Annotated in this window: 14 protein-coding genes; 9 read left to right on the top strand and 5 right to left on the bottom strand. The window is 49.5% G+C overall.

The window, feature by feature from the left end:
* Positions 1-34: 34 nt before the first annotated feature.
* On the bottom strand, positions 35-1609 hold the full coding sequence (murJ, locus tag H141_RS0114985; protein ID WP_019677097.1) for a murein biosynthesis integral membrane protein MurJ: 1575 nt from the start codon (positions 1607-1609) through the stop codon (positions 35-37).
* A gap of 175 nt (positions 1610-1784) precedes the next feature.
* Between murJ and rpsT the strand changes: the two genes are divergently transcribed.
* Complete coding sequence (gene rpsT, locus H141_RS0114980) at positions 1785-2054, top strand: 30S ribosomal protein S20 (RefSeq protein WP_019677096.1); 270 nt, start codon at positions 1785-1787, stop codon at positions 2052-2054.
* A gap of 61 nt (positions 2055-2115) precedes the next feature.
* On the opposite strand, the gene H141_RS0114975 is transcribed toward rpsT, so the two are convergent.
* Entirely contained in the window at positions 2116-2415 is a 300-nt protein-coding gene (locus H141_RS0114975; protein WP_019677095.1) for an ArsR/SmtB family transcription factor, read from the bottom strand.
* Between the two features lie 549 nt (positions 2416-2964).
* Here H141_RS0114975 and H141_RS0114970 point away from each other — a divergent pair.
* Positions 2965-4305, top strand: coding sequence for a M20/M25/M40 family metallo-hydrolase (locus H141_RS0114970; RefSeq protein WP_019677094.1), 1341 nt, complete (start codon positions 2965-2967; stop codon positions 4303-4305).
* A 26-nt stretch (positions 4306-4331) separates the two neighbouring features.
* Here H141_RS0114970 and H141_RS20390 read toward each other — a convergent pair whose 3' ends face one another.
* On the bottom strand, positions 4332-4706 hold the full coding sequence (locus tag H141_RS20390) for a hypothetical protein (protein ID WP_157610952.1): 375 nt from the start codon (positions 4704-4706) through the stop codon (positions 4332-4334).
* 291 nt (positions 4707-4997) lie between these two features.
* Here H141_RS20390 and H141_RS20385 point away from each other — a divergent pair, with 291 nt between their 5' ends.
* Positions 4998-5285 carry a hypothetical protein gene (locus tag H141_RS20385; protein ID WP_019677092.1) on the top strand — a complete coding sequence of 96 codons (288 nt, stop codon included), beginning with the start codon at positions 4998-5000 and terminating at the stop codon, positions 5283-5285.
* Between the two features lie 98 nt (positions 5286-5383).
* Entirely contained in the window at positions 5384-5959 is a 576-nt protein-coding gene (gene smrA, locus H141_RS0114955; protein WP_019677091.1) for a DNA endonuclease SmrA, read from the top strand.
* Between the two features lie 364 nt (positions 5960-6323).
* On the opposite strand, the gene H141_RS0114945 is transcribed toward smrA, so the two are convergent.
* Complete coding sequence (locus tag H141_RS0114945; RefSeq protein WP_019677089.1) at positions 6324-7244, bottom strand: 2-hydroxyacid dehydrogenase; 921 nt, start codon at positions 7242-7244, stop codon at positions 6324-6326.
* Positions 7245-7420: 176 nt separating this feature from the next.
* Between H141_RS0114945 and olsF the strand changes: the two genes are divergently transcribed.
* The 5 genes from olsF to H141_RS0114920 all read left to right on the top strand — a co-directional run bounded on the left by olsF (position 7421) and on the right by H141_RS0114920 (position 14554).
* The gene (olsF, locus tag H141_RS0114940) at positions 7421-9127 is read left to right on the top strand and encodes a bifunctional ornithine lipid synthase OlsF (protein ID WP_019677088.1); all 1707 of its coding nucleotides are present in this window, start codon (positions 7421-7423) and stop codon (positions 9125-9127) included.
* Between the two features lie 137 nt (positions 9128-9264).
* The gene (locus H141_RS20380) at positions 9265-10752 is read left to right on the top strand and encodes a DUF3300 domain-containing protein (protein WP_019677087.1); all 1488 of its coding nucleotides are present in this window, start codon (positions 9265-9267) and stop codon (positions 10750-10752) included.
* 164 nt (positions 10753-10916) lie between these two features.
* Entirely contained in the window at positions 10917-12764 is a 1848-nt protein-coding gene (locus tag H141_RS0114930; RefSeq protein ID WP_019677086.1) for a bifunctional acetyl-CoA hydrolase/transferase family protein/GNAT family N-acetyltransferase, read from the top strand.
* Positions 12764-13681 (top strand): histone deacetylase family protein, encoded by a 918-nt coding sequence (locus H141_RS0114925; protein ID WP_019677085.1) that lies wholly within the window; start codon positions 12764-12766, stop codon positions 13679-13681. The genes H141_RS0114930 and H141_RS0114925 overlap by 1 nt, the downstream gene beginning before the upstream one ends.
* Positions 13682-13855: 174 nt before the next feature.
* On the top strand, positions 13856-14554 hold the full coding sequence (locus tag H141_RS0114920) for an OmpW/AlkL family protein (RefSeq protein ID WP_019677084.1): 699 nt from the start codon (positions 13856-13858) through the stop codon (positions 14552-14554).
* An 87-nt stretch (positions 14555-14641) separates the two neighbouring features.
* Here H141_RS0114920 and purL read toward each other — a convergent pair whose 3' ends face one another.
* Positions 14642-18535 carry a phosphoribosylformylglycinamidine synthase gene (purL, locus tag H141_RS0114915; protein ID WP_019677083.1) on the bottom strand — a complete coding sequence of 1298 codons (3894 nt, stop codon included), beginning with the start codon at positions 18533-18535 and terminating at the stop codon, positions 14642-14644.
* Positions 18536-18565: the final 30 nt, after the last annotated feature.

Below are 18565 nucleotides of genomic sequence, written 5' to 3'. Positions count from 1 at the left end.
TACTGCATATAAACGCGGCATTATAACCACTAACTTAATTGCTTTCAGCAATAGTTTGCACTCGAAAATGGGATAGCCGCACCCCCAGCAACCATAACATGGCAAAATAGCTGACAATACCCAACACACACAATATTGCCAGCCGGCCGGCCTGAGCCCAGAAGTCAAGAGCCAGCCAGCTGACAAAAGGCGGACTTAGCCAGTATAAGCCTGTTGCCATTATTGTACTTGCCAGGGCAATCTTCGCCAAAAAAATCCAGCTGGTTTTGCTAAACTGGAATACCCCGGCTAACACCAGCCCCCGGTATAGTAAATAAGCATTTAAGCTGGCCGATAAGGCGGTCGCCAGGGCAAGACCAACATAGCTGAGCCATGGCGCCAGCATCAGGTTAAACGCCATATTGGCCACCATGGCAATAATGCCAATCCGTACCGGCGTTTTAATATCCTGCCGGGCATAAAAACCCGGTGCCAGTACCTTAATCAACATAAAGCTTAACAAGCCGGTGGCATAGGCCATCAGGCTGTACGACACCATCATTACATCGTTCTGGCTAAATTCCCCACGCATAAACAGCAACATAATAATGGGTTGCGCCAGCACGATCAGCGCTGCCATCGCCGGTAAACCAAACATCGCCACAAAACGGATGGCCCAGTCCAGAGTGTGGCGAAATTTAGCGTCGCTGGCACTGGCATGATGACGCGACAAATTAGGCAGAATAACTGTGGCAATGGCAATACCAAATAAGCCCAAAGGAAATTCAATCAGCCGGTCAGAATAGTACAGCCAGCTAACCGCACCTGTTAGTAAAAACGAGGCAATCACGGTATCCAGCAATAAATTAATCTGGCTTACCGATACGCCAAATAATGCCGGCAACATTAAGGTGCGGATTTTTTTCACGTTCGGGTCGCGCCAGCCCCACTTTGGCATCACCAGCAACCCGGCTTTGGCCAGAAACGGCAGCTGAAACAACAATTGCACCAGGCCACCGATAAACACGCCCCAGGCCAGCGCCATTGCGGGCTCTTCAAGCTCTGGCGCCAGATACAGTGCCGAGCAAATAATGGCAATATTTAAAAATACCGGGGTAAAAGCGGCTACTGCAAACCGGTTGTAGGTATTGAGCACCGCACCGCTAAGCGCCACCAGACTGATAAACCACAGATAAGGGAAGGTAATTTTCAGCATCAGACTGGCCAGCTCAAACTTTTGGGCATCAGGCCCGTCATTCAGCCATTCAATAAACCAGCCCATACCGAATAACAAAGCAATAACCGGCGAGGCTACCACACCAAACAGGGTGACTATGGTAACAATTACCCCAAGGGTGCCTGCTACTTTGGCAACAAGCTCACGCACAGCATCATCGCCATGCTGCGCTTTTACCTCGCTGAGTACCGGTACAAAAGCTTGTGAAAAAGCGCCTTCAGCAAACAATCGTCGTAAAAAGTTAGGGATCCGGTTGGCAAAAAAGAACACATCGGCAGCCGCTCCTGCACCAACAAAATTTGCCACAACTACATCACGGACCAAACCTAATACCCGTGAAATCAGCGTCATAGCACTGACAATCAGACCAGATTTTAATAATTTTCCCGACACCCGCTACTCCTTTAATCGCGCCAAAGCTATTTTGGCCCGTTATCGCTACCGATTACCAGTAGCTACAACAATTTAATTCCTGCCTTTTCACGTTAAAGCATTTGACAACGGGCCATTAAATAGGCATATTATGCGGCCTTTAAAGAGTCCGGTTTTAGTTTTTAGGAGTGTTACCTTGGCTAACATTAAGTCTGCTAAGAAGCGCGCAATTCAATCAGAAAAACGTCGTCAGCAAAACGCCAGTCAACGTTCTATGATGCGTACTTTCATCAAGAAAACCTACGCAGCGGTATTAACTGCTGACGTAACCGCTTCAACTGAAGCGTTCAACAAAATGGTACCTGTAATTGATCGTATGGCGGCTAAAGGCCTGATCCATAAGAACAAAGCAGCACGTCATAAAGCTCGTTTAAATGCGCATGTTAAGGCATTGAAAGCTGCTTAATTGGTAGTGACCAACAAAAAAGCCAGCGCAAGCTGGCTTTTTTGTTGGTGTTTATAACACGTTAACTGCAATACAATTTATGCATTAAGGCAATAAGCTTCTCTGCTTCTTCACTGCTTAATCTGTAATACACAGTTTGCGCGACTTTACGGGTTTTAACCAGCTTATGCCGGCGAAGTAATGCCAGATGCTGAGATAGCGCAGACTGACTTAAATCTAATTTGTCATTAATATCCCCAACCGACAGTTCGCCTTCCAGCAAGTGGCATAGAATTATTAAACGTCGCTCATTCGACACAGCTTTTAACAGTTTCACTGCTTGTGCTGAATTATCCAGCATGTCATTCAAGTTCATTTTCATTTCTCTGACTTTCTGTATTTGGCTGATTATTACCGATTAGACCAGAATGCGACAAGATAATCATTCTTGTTTAACAAGATAAAACATTAAACGAACACTAAATAAGCAAAACCAGCATTCTCAGTTAAAGCTGGAGTGACTATACCAAATTACATATTCGTTTTGCCGAAAACGGTTTCACTACATAAAGCGTTAGCGCGAGCGGCAATCGCATCCTCAAGATTTTCTCAACTTGACTGTGCTGGCACCATAAATATCAGCGCCTGCCTATCCAGTTGTTTAAAACGTCTCAATAATACCTTATCGTTAATGTCTGGCAGCTGAATATCAAGAAAAGCTAACTAAAGGTGGTGCCGCCTGTCAATAATCCTGAAATATAAGATTGTTGAGCATGCAGCCCTGACACCTGATTGCCGAAAATTTAATAGATAAGCTTTTGGCCACAAGCCTTATCCTGAGCAAAATGTATTTCACCGCCCACTGCTAGGGCGTTAATTAAAAGCATGCTAAAGTCCCGATAATGTAACAACACTAAGGCAGAATGATAAGATGAAATTGTGGCTAACAACAATAGTAGCGGCGGCAACCTTTGCCGCAAGCAGCAGTACACTGGCGAACCAGTTAGAACTGAATAATGATCTGGCTTATAAACTGGTGGAATCATTAACAGTAGAAGTTGGTCCTCGCCTGGCTGGCAGTGAAGCGGATGCCCGCGCCGTTGCCTGGGCTGAACAGAAGTTTAAACAACTGGGTTTTGATAAAGTATGGACCGAACCCTTTACCATGCAATACTGGGAACGGGGTAATGCCAGCCTGCGGGTTGAAGCTCCCTTTAACCAGGCACTGGTATTAACCGCTCTTGGCGGCTCCGTTGGCACCCCTTTTGACGGCATTACCAGTCAGGTAGTAATGTTCGACAATCTGCAGCAACTGCAACAAGCCGACCCTGCAACAGTAAAAGACAAAATTGTTTTCATTAATCAGACTTTACGCAAAGACATTCGCGGTAGCTTTTATGGCCAGGTTGTCGGTGCCCGGGCTCAGGGCGCCGTAGAAGCAGCTAAGCTGGGTGCCAGCGCTATTATTATCCGTTCAGTTGGCACCAGCAATAATCGCTTTGCCCACACCGGCATTATGCGTTACTCAGAAGATGTACCAAGGATCGCCGCAGCCGCTATTTCGGTGCCTGATGCCCAGCAACTTAGTAAAATGCTGGCAATAAACCCGGAAACCAGCCTGAGCTTGCATATGCAAAATAACCTGCCAGGTGAAGTGACCAGCCATAATGTCATTGCAGAAATTACCGGCAGCAAGCGGCCTGATGAGATAGTCCTGATTAGCGCACACATTGATTCCTGGGATGAGGGAACTGGCGCTCTGGATGATGGCGCCGGTGTTGGACTGGTTATGGCAACTGCGGCGTTGTTGAAACAACAACGGCCAGAGCGCACTATCCGGGTAGTGCTATTTGGTAATGAAGAAGGTGGTTTAATTGGTGCCCGTGCCTATGCTGCGCGCCACGCTGCTGATTTGAAGAACCATGTATTTGCCTCTGAGTCAGATTTTGGAGCTGGCCGTATCTGGCGTTTTGATACCGGTTTTGGTGAACAGGCACTGACTTTTGGTGCTGATATCCAACAGCAGCTGAAGCACCTCGGTATAGAAACAGGAACAAATACGGCGTCTGGCGGGCCGGATGTCTCAGTGCTAAAAGCACTCGGCGTGCCGGTTGCCTCGTTACAACAGGATGGTACCGATTACTTTGATTACCATCACACGCCAAACGACACTCTGGATAAGATTGACCCGACTGCACTGCAACAAAATTTACAGGCCTGGCTGATTATGACCCGTTCCATTGCCAATAGTAACATTGACTTAAGAGAGTAAAGCGATAGTCGTTATAGTTTTCGCAGTTAATTCAGCAGCGCCGGGCGATGCCGGCGCTGCAAGTTGCGGGTAACCCATAACTGTAACCCCACTATCAGCAGAATAACTGCTGATGGATAATAAAACTGACTTAACGGTAATACAAAAATAGTCAGCGACGTTAACACACAGGCAAAAGGCAACAACTCATAACCCCAAAATGGTACCGGCCCGTTTTTTCGATCCGCATAAACTTGATCCACCCGCCTGTGCTCTGAGCGCACAATCCATACCAGAGCACCAGCCAGGAACAATAGTGCACCTGATAGCACGCCAAGCATCGATGGCAATAACATCATACTGACTAAACCAGCGAACATATAACTGTAGGGTAAAGGTTCATATATTTTAGTTGGTAACACAGCATCACCTTTAAATATCAACCAGCACAACTTTCTCAAGTATAGAAGCCCGACAGCATTTTGCACATTTTTTAAACAACAGTAAGTTTGCTGCAATTACAGGATTAGCTTTACTAGGGAAGAACAAGATACTAAGCCCTATAAATCATATTGTTAACTTAAACATCCCTTTATAACACCATCTCATCCATTAAAATATATAATGCTTAAACAGTAAAATTACTCAGTTGATGAAATGTTGGCCACTACGCATAATGCGCGCCCTTGCAGTTGGCGTTATGGCGGTACGATATGGAAAATATGCTATATGACATTATAAGTTGGATTGGTTTAACCATTTGTATCGGTGCTTTTTTTATTAAAGATGTATTCTGGCTTAGATTAGCCACATTAATAGGTTGCAGCCTGTTATTTGTTTATTACAGCCATATTGCAATACCACAGGGGGTTATTTCTAATCTGCTGGTTTTATTGATTAATGCCTATTACTTAGTGCGGTTTGCCAGTGCCCGCAGAAAAGCGCGCATTGCCAGCGAGCTGCCTGGAACAAACCCAGCGACACTGACTACAGAAAACTGACAACAGGCAATAAGCTTATTAGCCAGGCTTTTTTCAGATCGGCTGACAAGCTATACTAAGCCGCGCGACGCACACATTGGGGCAGTTGGAGCCGGCTTATGCAAGATAATGAACTTGACCTGTTTCTGCAGGAAATGACGGATGTTAAACCTTTGTCGCAAGATGAAGTGCGCCAACAAACCGAATTCAGTCCTACCTTAGCCCAACAGGCGCGACGCAAAGCAGCAGAACTGGAAATGGAGTATGATCCGAACTATCTAAGCATGGAATATGTTGATTTAGTAAAGCCGGATGACCCTTTTGCATTCTGCAAAGATGGTGTCCAACGAGGGGTATATCGAAATTTACGGCTGGGTAAGTACCAGCTGGATGCCACCCTTAACATGTTGGGTAAAACTCTGACCGAAGCCCGCAGTCAACTATTGCATTTTATTGAAGACTGCCATAAACGCGGCATCCGTACGTTGTTAATTCATCATGGCATGGGCCGTAACAGCAAACCGCATCCGGCAATATTACGCAGCTACGTATTTAAATGGCTGCCGCAGTTACCCGCAGTGCTGGCAGCGCATACCGCTCAGCGTCAGCATGGCGGATACAGCGCTACCTACGTATTGTTACAAAAGAATGCGGAGCAAAAACGGCAGAATCGGGAGCGTCACACTAAGGGTTAAAGTAGTGCGTCTTAAAGCATCAAGGGGTCAGGGCTAATAACCGGCTTGCACCGATAACAACCCTAACCCCTTGCTGTTTGGTCATTCCACTTGACCGAATCTTTTCCTGCAGCCTTAAGTATAATTAACCGTTCAGATTAACAACCAGGCCGCTTCGGCTTTGGTCAGAAACGCTGACAGTGCCATTAGACACACAACGACAGCGATTGCAGTAAAGCCAAAACCACGACTGGACGCTTTACTCATAACATACCTCAATGACGCATTTTATTCTTTTTATTATGATTTCAGTCTAAGTTACCTAAAACCGACGTTGAGTGTAGTGAACTTGTGACAAATTTACAATAACTGTGTTTTTAACCAGTTAGTAGCCTCTGACCAAATCTACCGGGTTAAGTAAGCCGGTACCTTGCTGCGCGCGCCGGTAGTTTTCTGCAATCTGACTGACCACTGTTGCAACATTTGTTACCGCCGAGACATGCGGCGTGATCAACACCGCCGGATGTTGCCACAGCGGGCTGGCCGGCGGTAATGGTTCCTGCCGGAATACATCCAGACAAGCAGCACCCAGTGGCCCGTGGTCCAGAGCAGCAAGTAACGCGGTGTCATCAACGATGGCCCCCCTGGCGACATTAATAAAAATAGCGCCGGGTTTTAATGCTTGAAAAAAATCCCGGCCCAGCAGGTTTTCAGTTGAGGGGGTCAGAGGTAGCAGACAAATAATAACATCTGCCGCAGCAACAGCATGATGCAACTGCTCATCTCCGGCAAAGCATTGTATATCTTGCAGGCTTTTACCGCTCCGGGCCCAGCCAGCCAGCTGATAGCCCTGTTGGCAAAAATGGCTGGCGACTGCACTGCCCAGCTCGCCCAGGCCCAAAATAGTAATACGACTGAGCTTGCGCGGGCTTTTTGGCCGCCATAAAGACTGTTGTTGCTGGCGACTAAACATGTCTAGCTGCAATCGGTAATAGCTCATCACACCGTCAAGGTAACCGATCATCGCAGCAGTTAAGGCAGGGTCCACAATTCTGCTTATTGGTAAATCTGGCAAAGTCGGGTCAGAGAGGATGGAATCGACCCCGGCACCAAAACACTGAATAGCCTTTAAGTTAACCAGGCCATTTAAACAACCATGCGGTTGGCGCCAAACCACGGCAAATTCAACCTCTGCTGGATCGTAAAGCTCAGGCCAGATCTCTATCCGGGTTTGCGGCAGGGCTTGCTGCAGCCGATATTGTAAATCATCCAGCTTCCGATCAGGGATGATCAGGGCAATACTCATAGACAATTCCGCTTAAGTTGCTGAAAAGGAGTGATAACTTATTCTAGCGCAAACATAGCATAGGTTGCGACTACAGCAAACTTCCGTAAACTGCCATAAAACTGTCGCGCCGCTGTCACATTCTGCGGTTAGCCTGCTGAAAAAGGCCGTTGAACCGGCATTATGCGGGAGGTTTTATGTTTAATGTCGAACAGGTTATTCAGCAACAAATGCCTGGGATCACCGGTAAACCCTGGCTGTATAAGCCAGTAAAAGGTGCGCTGAGCTATTTACTGCACGAGCAAGAGTTTGCCGCTTTCAGCCAGCAATACCCCCACCTGCAGGGCCTGGATTTTGTGGAACAGGTGCTGGACTACTTTAACTTCAGCTATAGTGCCCGCGACAATGAAATTGCCAGGATCCCCGCCAGCGGCAAAGTGGTCATCATCGCTAACCATCCTATAGGTTCATTAGATGGTCTGGCGCTGATTAAACTGATCAGCGATATCAGGCCCGATGTAAAGATTATTGCCAACCAGTTATTAATGTCAGTGACCGCATTGCACAGTTTATTACTACCGGTAAATAATATGGAAGGTGGCACCGAACGGGGCCGTTTAAGCGAGATAAGAAAGCATTTACAACAAGAAGGTGCCCTGGTGCTGTTTCCGGCAGGTGAGGTATCTCGTCTGAAGCCAAATGGCGTGCGTGATGGCAAGTGGCACAACGGTTTTTTACGCTTTGCCAGCGCAGCCAAGGCCCCCATTTTACCCATTTATATTGATGGCAGAAATTCAGCTTTGTTCTACGGCGCGTCAATGCTGTACAAGCCTTTGGCTACTATGCTGCTGGTGCAGGAGATGTTTAAGCAACAACGTAAAAACATCACTATGCGAATTGGTGAGCAAATTCCCTTCGACAGTTACGGCCAACTGCCACTGCCTGCTAAAGAACAGTTAAAACTGTTTAAGAAGCATCTGTACCGGTTGGCGAAAGACAAAGCGCCGCTGTTGCGAACGCAAAGTACCATTGCCCATCCGGAACCACGCAGTGCGCTAAAGGCAGATCTGGCAAAATGCCAGCAGCTTGGCACCACCAGTGATGGCAAGCTGATTTATCTGTATTACCATCAGCAAAGTTCGGCACTGATGCGGGAAATTGGCCGCTTACGCGAACTGGCTTTTCGGGCGGTTGGTGAAGGCACCGGTAATAAGCGGGACATTGACAAATACGACAGCTACTATCATCACTTAATTTTATGGGACCCGACTGAGCTGGAAATGGTGGGTGCTTACCGGCTTGTTCCCAGTGCAGAGGTAATTGCAAACACAGGTGTGGAAGGTTTATATACAGCCAGTTTGTTTCATTATAACCAGGCGATGCAACCCTACTTAGAACAAGGGCTGGAGCTTGGCCGCAGCTTTATTCAGCCGCGTTACTGGGGTAAACGCAGCCTCGATTACTTGTGGTATGGCATTGGCGCTTATTTACAGCATAACCCGCAAGTTCGGTATTTATTCGGGGCAGTCAGTATTTCTGCCAGTTACCCGCAAACAGCGCGCGATCTGCTGGTCTATTTTTACACGCTGTACTTTGGAGCGAATAGCTCTGCGGCGCTTGCTAACCAACCCTACCTGTTATCGCCTGAGCAACAGCAAAGCTTGCAGCATCAATTCAGCGGTACCGATTACAGTGCCGACTTTATTCAATTAAAGCACCTGCTGGCTAATATGGGCCTGAACGTGCCTACCTTATACAAGCAATACAGCGAATTGTGTCAGCCCGGTGGTGTCAGCTTCCTGGCGTTCAGCACCGATCCGGCCTTTGCCGACTGTGTCGATGGCCTGGTGCTGGTGGATCTGCAACAATTAAAACCAGCCAAACAGGCCCGCTATCTAACCTGAGCTTTAAGTAAAGGCTGTGAAAAGAATAAACGAAGTTCAGGTAGCATTAAGTCTCAGCCACCTATAACCACTATACTTGTGTAAAAATGTCGTCAACGCGGTTGGCGGCAATACCGCCCACTGTGGAGGAAACCACTATGTATAGCACCAGTGTAAACTTCAAAGCCCTGCTACTGAGTGTGTTATTGGTCTTTAGTTTTAATGCTAAAGCTACTGATACCCTGGTCCAGGCAGAACTGGACCAGCTACTTGCGCCGGTGGCGTTGTATCCGGATACCGTCCTGACTCATGTGCTGATCGCTGCAACCTACCCGTTGGAGGTAGTACAGGCCGCCCGCTGGTCAGCACGTAATCCCGACTTAAGCGGTGATGCAGCGGTGCAAGCCGTTGCCAGCGAGGACTGGGAGCCCAGCGTTAAAGCGCTGGTTGCATTTCCTGATTTACTGCAACGACTTAGTGAGGATCTGGACTGGACCCAGCAGCTCGGTGAAATGTTTTTAACCGATGAAGCAGCTGTGCTGGCCAGTATTCAGCAACTGCGTGAGCGCGCCTATCAGCACGGCTCATTAAACAAAATGAAACACCTGACAGTGCAGCGCGAGCGTGAGGTGATTATTATTGAGCCACGCCGGCCTGAAGTGATTTACGTGCCTTACTACGACACCCGGGTCGTGTATGGCAACTGGTGGTGGTCAGCTTACCCTCCTGTTTACTGGCATGCCCCCCGTGGTTTTCACGTTAGCAGTCACTTTTACTGGGGCCCGAGCTTTACGGTGAGGCCATCGTTTTATTTCAGTATTTTTGACTGGCATCATCACCATATAGTGGTTAATCATCACTATTATCATAAGCCACCGCGCTACTACCCGTCGCGTACCAAACACTATACCGACGCCCGCCGCTGGCAGCATAACAGCTACCACAGACGCGGTGTGCATTACCGGCACGAAGTATTAAACCGGCAGCATAACTTTGGCTATGCCCGGCAGGTTACTAAAGAATACCGGGCAGAAACAGGCAAGCGTCGTGAGCAGCAGCATCGTGATCAGTACAATGTTAACCAGAACAATGTTAAGCAGCAAAGTCGTGAACACACTGAAATGCAACGCCCTGCAATGCAGCGTCGTACCGCTGAACAGGTTAATTTACGCCAGGCCCCGGCAGCAACAGCCAGTCGTCAGCTGAATGGCCAGCAGCGGGCAGAGCGGATTGAGCGCGTGGAGCAGGCAGAACGTGCTCAGCTTAATAATCGTGAGCAGCATGCTATCCGGCAACAGACTGAACGCCAGCCTGCCAGGACCACAATAGCACGGCCAATGGAAACCTCAGCACCAACAAGCTCTGAGCGGCAACAACTGGTACGCCAGCAGCAAGCACGACCAGAGCAACGGATAACGCCGGTTCAACGGCCTGAGCCACAGGTTCAGCGCAGCCAGCCGCAACGTCAGGTTCAGCCACAAGTGCAGCCGCAACGTCAGGTTCAGCCACAAGTGCAGCCGCAACGTCAGGTGCAACCGCAACGGCCTGTGCAGCAAATACAGCGGCCAGCAGCACAACCTCAACGTGCCGCACCTGTTGTCAGTCGTGAAGTGAGCACCAGCCGCGAGTCACGCAGCATTCAGTAATGTGCTTGGCGGCCCGCGACAGATACCGGCCATGGCAGTAATGCCTGGCCGGTTTTTTACGTCTTAACATAGTCCCCGCTAAGCTGCGACTAAAGTTGGGGCTGGCACTAAGCCGGACAGTGTTTTACAGTAAAACTATTGAATAAAATAAAGGCAACGTTTCTATGGCCACCGCGCCGCTAAACTGGCAGAAACTACTGAAATCCGGCAACCGCATTTTTATCGGTTCGCATGCCGCTGTGCCCACCGCGCTAATTGACGATCTGATCAACCATGCCAATAGCCTGCACGATATTGAAATTGTCCAGCTGGTTACCCTGGCCGATAATAAATGGGCCGAGCCGCAATATCAGCACTTGTTTAAGGTAAACACCTTCTTTATTGGTGGCGAAAAAATCCGCCGGGCAGTTGCCGAAGGCCGGGCCGACTATACCCCCTGTTTTATGACCGATATCCCGGCCTTGTTTACCGACGGGGTACTGCCACTAGATGCTGCGCTGATTATGGTAAGCCCGGCTGATGAGCATGGTTATCATTCGCTAGGTGTGTCGGTAGATGTGGTCGCAGCAGCCGCCAAAGCAGCAAAAACTGTTATTGCTCAGGTTAACCCGCAAATGCCAATTACCTTCGGTCAGTCTTTTATTCACCGGGATGATATCGACACCTTTTATTATGCCGATCAGGCACTGCCTGAAGCAGCCATGCCAGAGCTTGACGCCCGTACCGAACGGATTGGCCAGTATGTGTCACTGCTGGTCGAAGATGGCGCCACCGTCCAGCTTGGCGTTGGCCGTATTTGCGCCGCGGTCACCCGCTATCTGAGCAACCACAAGGATTTGGGGCTGCACAGCGAAATGATCACCGATGGCGTGCTGGAACTCATTAAAAAAGGCGTGATTAACAACCGGCGCAAAACCTTTCACCCGGGTAAAAGCGTGGTCAGTTTTTGCATTGGTAGTAAGGCGTTGTATCAGTTTGTTGATCAGAATCCACATATCGGCTTTTACCCCAGCGAATATGTTAATTCGCCGGCCAATATTGCCCGTAACGATAAGATGGTCGCAATCAACAGCGCCATCGAGGTCGATTTAACCGGCCAGGTGGTGTCAGATTCAATTGGTCATCAATTTTACAGTGGGATTGGCGGCCAGGTCGACTTTAGCAGAGGCGCATCCATGAGCAGCGGCGGCAAACCCATTATCGCCCTGCCCTCTACGGCTAAAAATGGCACTATCTCCAGGATAGTACCGCATATTCGCGAGGGTGCAGGCGTAGTAACCAGCCGCGGTCATGTCCATTATGTGGTTACTGAATTTGGGGTGGCCTCACTACGTGGTAAAAGTGTCCGTGAGCGGGCTCTGGAGCTGATCAGAGTGGCTCACCCAAAGTTTCGCAGCCAACTGCTGGCCGAGGTCCGCAAGTTCTACTGGGTCCCCCATTATCAGCTACAAACCCCGGTTGAAGTGGCCGAGCTTGGTGCCGTAGGCTTTAAAGAACTCCAGATAAATGGGGAAAGCTTCGATTTGCGCCCTTTGAACCCGTCGGATGAACGCCGGTTGCAGGAGTTTTTCTACTCTCATACCAAAGAAACCCTGCAAATGCGCTACAACACAGTGCCCACCCAGATGAGCCGGGAGAAATCCTGCACATTGGTCAGTGTTGATCAAACCCAGGATTTAGCCCTTTGTATCGTGAAGCAAAAAGGCTCAGTGGTAGAAATTCAGGCCGTTGGCCGCTATTACCTGATTAAAACAAATAACAGCTGCGAAGTGGCCTTTGTTACCCGGGAAAAACATCAGGGTAAAGGTATGGCAAAACGGCTGTTGCAGCAGATGATAGACATCGCCGGCAGTCGTAAGCTAAGCAAAATGACCGCCTATGTCCGGGCTGAAAATAAACCGATGCTTAGTGTATTTACCAAAGCCGGTTTTAAACGCCAGGGTTATGACGACCCAACAGAAGTATTTTTGGAACTTGAGTTAGCTGCCGTGCCAGCAGAAGGAGCCAGCTGATGGCCATAACGATTTTTAGCCATGCCATTTGTCGCCAGCATGTTGCCGGTGATGACCATCCGGAATGCCCGGCGCGGCTTGATGCGATCAACGACCAGTTGATCCGCTCCGGGCTCGATTATGTGCTGCAACAAAAAGATGCCAGCCCCGCCAGCAAAACCGACTTGTGCCGGGCTCACAGTACCCGGTATGTCAGCGAGCTGTATGCTAAAGCACCGGCGGATGGTCATATCTGGCTCGATCCAGATACCCAGATGATGTCCAAAACCCTGCAGGCAGCACTTTACGCTGCAGGTAGCGGTATTAATGCAGTTGATGACGTGATGCAGGCCAGCGATAAACAAGCTTTTTGCGCTATCCGACCGCCCGGCCACCATGCAACGCATGATCAGGCCATGGGCTTTTGTTTTTTTAATAATATCGCTATTGCGGCCGAATATGCGCTGAATCAGTATTCGCTGAAGCGGGTGGCAATCGTCGATTTTGACGTGCACCACGGTAACGGCACTGAAGATATTTTCAAAAACGAACCCCGGGTCCTATTTTGCTCTTCTTTCGAATATCCGCTGTATCCGCATACCGGTGCCGATACTGTATCCGATCATATTATTAATTTACCACTGCCAGGTGGCTGCAAAGCCAGCCAGTGGCGGGCTGCAGTCAGCAGTGAATGGCTGCCGGCACTGGATGCCTTTGCGCCAGAACTTATTCTGGTATCAGCCGGTTTTGATGGCCATGCCGAAGATGATATGGCGCACTTTATGCTGCGCGAGGAAGACTACCATTGGTTGGCGACCGAGCTGAAAACCGTCGCAAATAAGCACTGCCAAGGCCGGGTAGTTGCCATGCTGGAGGGCGGTTATGCATTAAGTGCGCTGGGGCGCAGTGTGGTAGCCTTCTTAAAGGGGCTAATGTAGCAAAGTCAATAATGCATAACAGGTAGTTTGCTCACTTTTTATAGATACAAAATATTGATACAGAACAAAGTAACCGGCTGAATTTCAAAAACGCCGGTTTTTTATTGATCCAGGCCAATATTCTGTTCTGACCAAAGTGCACAATTGCTCCATAACTAAACTGTGGAGCACCTTATGAAAACTTCTTTAATCGCTATTCCTCTGATCTCTGTGCTAGCTGCTGCGCCAGCCTATGCTGATTTTGCTATCAATATTGGCGCCATTAATGTTGCGCCGGATGACAGCAGTTCCAGCTTAAACGTGATTGAGCAAGTCGCTGGCTTACCGAATGGCTCGACAGCATTGGCTGTTAACAGCAACACCCAGTTAGGCCTGACCTTTGACTACCGGATTAAGCCAAACTGGGCAGTACAACTGATTGCTGCCACGCCATTCAGTCATGATATTTCAGTCAAGGGCTCTGCGATTGACGGCCTGAAAGTAGGTAAAACCAAGCATCTGCCACCTACCCTGCTGGCGCAGTATCATTTTATGCCTGAAAGTCAGACCTTTGATCCTTTTGTTGGTATTGGTGTTAACTACACCGTGTTTTTTGACGAGCAGGTTGATGGTCAGCTTGAAGGCGCATTGGACGCCTTAAGTGTTACCGGCGCTAATGATGTGGTAAGCCTGAAGCTGAAAAGCTCTTTTGGTCTGGCACTGCAGGCCGGCGTTAACGTTAAATTAAGTGATACGCTTGGGCTGCATCTGATGCTGAGTAAAATGGATATTGATACCACCGGCCGGGTGCAGGTTAATGGCAACACCGTGCAAAGTGTCAATGTTAGTATTGACCCTTATGTTGCTATGATAGGCCTGCGCTGGACCTTGTAACCGGTAACAATCCAGCAGCCTAAATTAAAACTACCGTCATAAAAAAACCCTGCAAGCGCAGGGTTTTTTATTAATGTGGACGCTAACTTATCCCAGCCATACCCTGGCGTTACGGAACATCCGCATCCATGGGCTGTCTTCCTGCCACTCATCCGGGTGCCAGGAGTTAGCAACGGTGCGGAACACCCGCTCCGGGTGCGGCATCATAATACTGACCCGGCCATCAGTGGTGGTAAGCGCGGTAATACCGGCAGGCGAGCCATTCGGGTTAGCCGGATATTGCTCAGTAATCTTACCAAAGTTATCAACAAAGCGCATCGCCACGGTGCCACTGTGGTTGGCCTTAGCAAAGGCCTCGCGGCTGGCAAACTCGGCATGGCCTTCACCATGGGATACTGCAATTGGCATCCGTGAGCCCGCCATGCCACTAAAGAACAACGACGGGCTTTGCTGAATCTCCACCAGGCTGAAGCGCGCTTCAAACCGTTCTGACTTATTGCGAACAAAATGCGGCCATAGCTCGGCACCCGGGATCAGCGTTTTTAAATTCGACATCATCTGACAGCCATTACAGACTCCCAGCGAGAAGGTAGTTGGCCGCTCGAAAAACGCCGCAAACTGAGCCCGGGCGATATCATTGAACAATACTGATTTGGCCCAGCCTTCACCGGCACCCAGCACATCACCATACGAGAAACCACCGCAGGCGGCTAAACCGTTAAAGTCGCTGAGTTTTACCCGGCCAGCGAGAATATCGCTCATATGGACATCAACCGCGCTAAAGCCGGCCCGGTTAAAGGCAGCCGCCATCTCAAGATGCGAGTTAACGCCTTGCTCGCGTAAAACAGCCACTTTCGGCGCAGCACCTTTTAAAATAAAGGGCGCGGCAACATCGGCATTGGCATCAAAGCTGAGTTTTACATTCAGGCCCGGATCGGTGTCATCTGCCTTACCAGTAAATTCCTGCAAAGCACCTGCCGGGTTATCGCGCAAAGCCTGCATCTGATAGGTTGTTTCAGCCCAGATACAGCGTAAACGAACACGGCTGTCACTGAATACGTCGTTCTCACCACGGCGGAATATCAGCTGATCACTGGCCGTTACCGGGCCCAGCGTATGGCTGCATGCCGCCAGATTATGCTGTGCCAACACCTGCTGCACATAAGCCAACTCGCTATCGGCTACCTGAATAACCACACCCGGCTCTTCACTGAACAGCACGGCTAAATCGTCATCGCCCAGGTTACTGATATCGGCGTTAAAACCAGCTTTGCCGGCAAAAGCCATTTCCGCCAGAGTGACAAATAAGCCACCGTCGGAACGGTCGTGATAGGCCAGCAGTTTTTGCTCACGGATCAGTTGCTGCACAGCAGCAAATAAATTAAGCAGCAGCTCCGGGCTGTCTAAGTCGGCGGCAATGTCGCCCAGTTGCTTATACACCTGAGTTAAACAAGAGCCACCTAAACGGTTGGCCCCCTGGCCTAAATCGATAAGCAGCAGGCTGGTATCACCTCTGTCGGTGCGCAGCTGCGGCGTAACAGTTTTGCGGATATCTTCTACCCGGCCAAAGGCGGTGATCACCAGCGACATTGGCGATGTTACGGCTTGCTCTGCACCATTTTGCTGCCATTTGGTTTTCATCGACATCGAGTCTTTGCCCACCGGAATGGTGACCTCAAGCGCCGGGCATAACTCTTCGCCAATGGCTTTTACAGCGGCGTATAAGCCGGCATCTTCACCGGGGTGGCCGGCTGCTGACATCCAGTTGGCCGACAGTTTAATCCGTTTCAAATCGCCAATATCACTACAGGCAATATTGGTAATAGCTTCAGCTACCGCCAGCCGGGCTGAAGCGGCAAAATCCAGCAAAGCGACTGGCGTACGCTCGCCCATCGCCATCGCCTCGCCATGATAGGTATCATAGCTGGCCGCAGTAATACCACAGTTGGCTACCGGCACCTGCCAGGGTCCAACCATCTGATCACGCGCCACCAGGCCGGTTACAGTACGATCGCCAATGGTCACCAGAAAGGTTTTCTCAGCAATCGCCGGCAGGCGCAGCAGGCGCTCAGCGGCATCAGCAATAGTGATGCCGTCACGGTTCAGAGGCTGACTAACGGCTTTGGCACTTTGCACATCGCGATGCATTTTCGGTGCTTTGCCCAGCAAGACGCTCAGCGGTAAATCAATTGGGGTGTTACCAAAATGCTTATCGGTTAAGGTAAGATGTTGTTCACTGGTTGCCTCGCCCACAACGGCGTAGGGTGCACGCTCGCGTTGACATATTTGCTCAAACACCGCCATTTTTTCCGGCACAATGGCCATCACGTAGCGCTCCTGCGACTCGTTACACCATATTTGCAATGGTGACATGCCCGGCTCATCATTCGGCACGTTGCGCAGTTCAAACTTACCACCGACACCGCCATCGTTTACCAGTTCAGGGAAAGCATTCGATAAGCCACCGGCGCCAACGTCATGGATAAAACAAATCGGGTTATCGCTACCCAGCTGCCAGCAGCGGTCTATCACTTCCTGACAACGCCGTTCAATTTCCGGGTTTTCCCGTTGTACTGAGGCAAAATCAAGGTCTTCTGCCGACTGGCCCGAAGCCATCGATGACGCGGCACCACCACCTAAACCAATGTTCATGGCAGGACCACCTAATACCACCAGCTTGGCACCCGGTGGTAACTCACCTTTTTGCACATGATTGGCGCGGATATTACCCAGGCCACCTGCGATCATAATAGGTTTATGGTAGCCACGTACTTCTTCGCCGTTGTGGCTGGTTACTTTTTCTTCATAAGTACGGAAATAACCATTAATTGCCGGCCGGCCAAATTCGTTGTTAAAGGCCGCTCCACCGAGCGGTCCCTCCAGCATAATATCCAGCGCACTGACAATCCGCTCTGGTTTACCAAAATCGGTTTCCCACGGCTGCTCAAAACCAGGGATCCGTAAGTTAGACACAGAGAAACCCACCAGGCCTGCTTTGGGTTTCGAACCGACACCAGTAGCACCTTCGTCACGAATTTCACCACCAGAACCGGTCGCCGCGCCCGGGTAAGGCGAGATAGCTGTTGGATGGTTGTGGGTTTCCACTTTCATCAGAATATGAATATCTTCATGATGGTAGTTATATTCGCCGCTGCCAGGCACCGGGAAAAAGCGGCCAGCGGTAGAGCCAGTCATAACTGCAGCGTTATCTTTATAAGCAGAGAGCACATAATCCGGGGTGTGCTCAAAGGTATTTTTTATCATTTTGAACAAGGATTTTGGCTGGACAACGCCGTCTATGGTCCAGTCGGCGTTAAAAATTTTATGCCGGCAGTGTTCAGAGTTGGCCTGGGCAAACATATAGAGTTCAATATCGTTCGGGTTGCGGCCGAGCTGTTGAAAATTAACGACCAGATAGTCAATTTCATCATCGGCCAGTGCCAGGCCCATTGCCATATTAGCATCTGCCAGCGCCTGACGACCGCCGTTAATAATATCAACAGAGCTTAAACCCGCAGGAGCTGCATGCTGAAATAATGCCTCTGCCTGGCTGAACTCGGTAAACACCACTTCCATCATCCTGTCATGCAGTAAGCCACTGACAGTATGTAGTTCACTATCAGTTAAACTGCGGCTGCTTTCAATGTAATAAGCAATACCTCGCTCCAGCCGCCTGATTTTACTCAGGCCACAATTATGAGCAATGTCACTGGCTTTAGACGACCAGGGCGAAATAGTACCCGGACGAGGGGTAACCAACAGTAACTGGCCAACTGGCTCATGACTGGCAATAGCCGGGCCGTAAGTTAACAGTTTATCCAGGGTGCTTTGCTCGTCGCTGCTCAGGGCAGCGCTGTTTTCAGCAAAGTGCATATACTCGGCGTAAATTGTAATTACCGGCAAAGTGCGTTCAGCACATTGGTCAAGTAACTTGGCAATTCGGAATTCGGACAGTGCAGGTGCACCACGCAGGATCAACATAGGCTAGGTTTCCGTTGGTTGAGCGACGAT

This window comes from Arsukibacterium perlucidum DSM 18276 (assembly GCF_000382165.1).
Lineage (GTDB): Bacteria > Pseudomonadota > Gammaproteobacteria > Enterobacterales > Alteromonadaceae > Alishewanella > Alishewanella perlucidum.
This window is presented reverse-complemented; position numbering and strand designations above follow the sequence as displayed.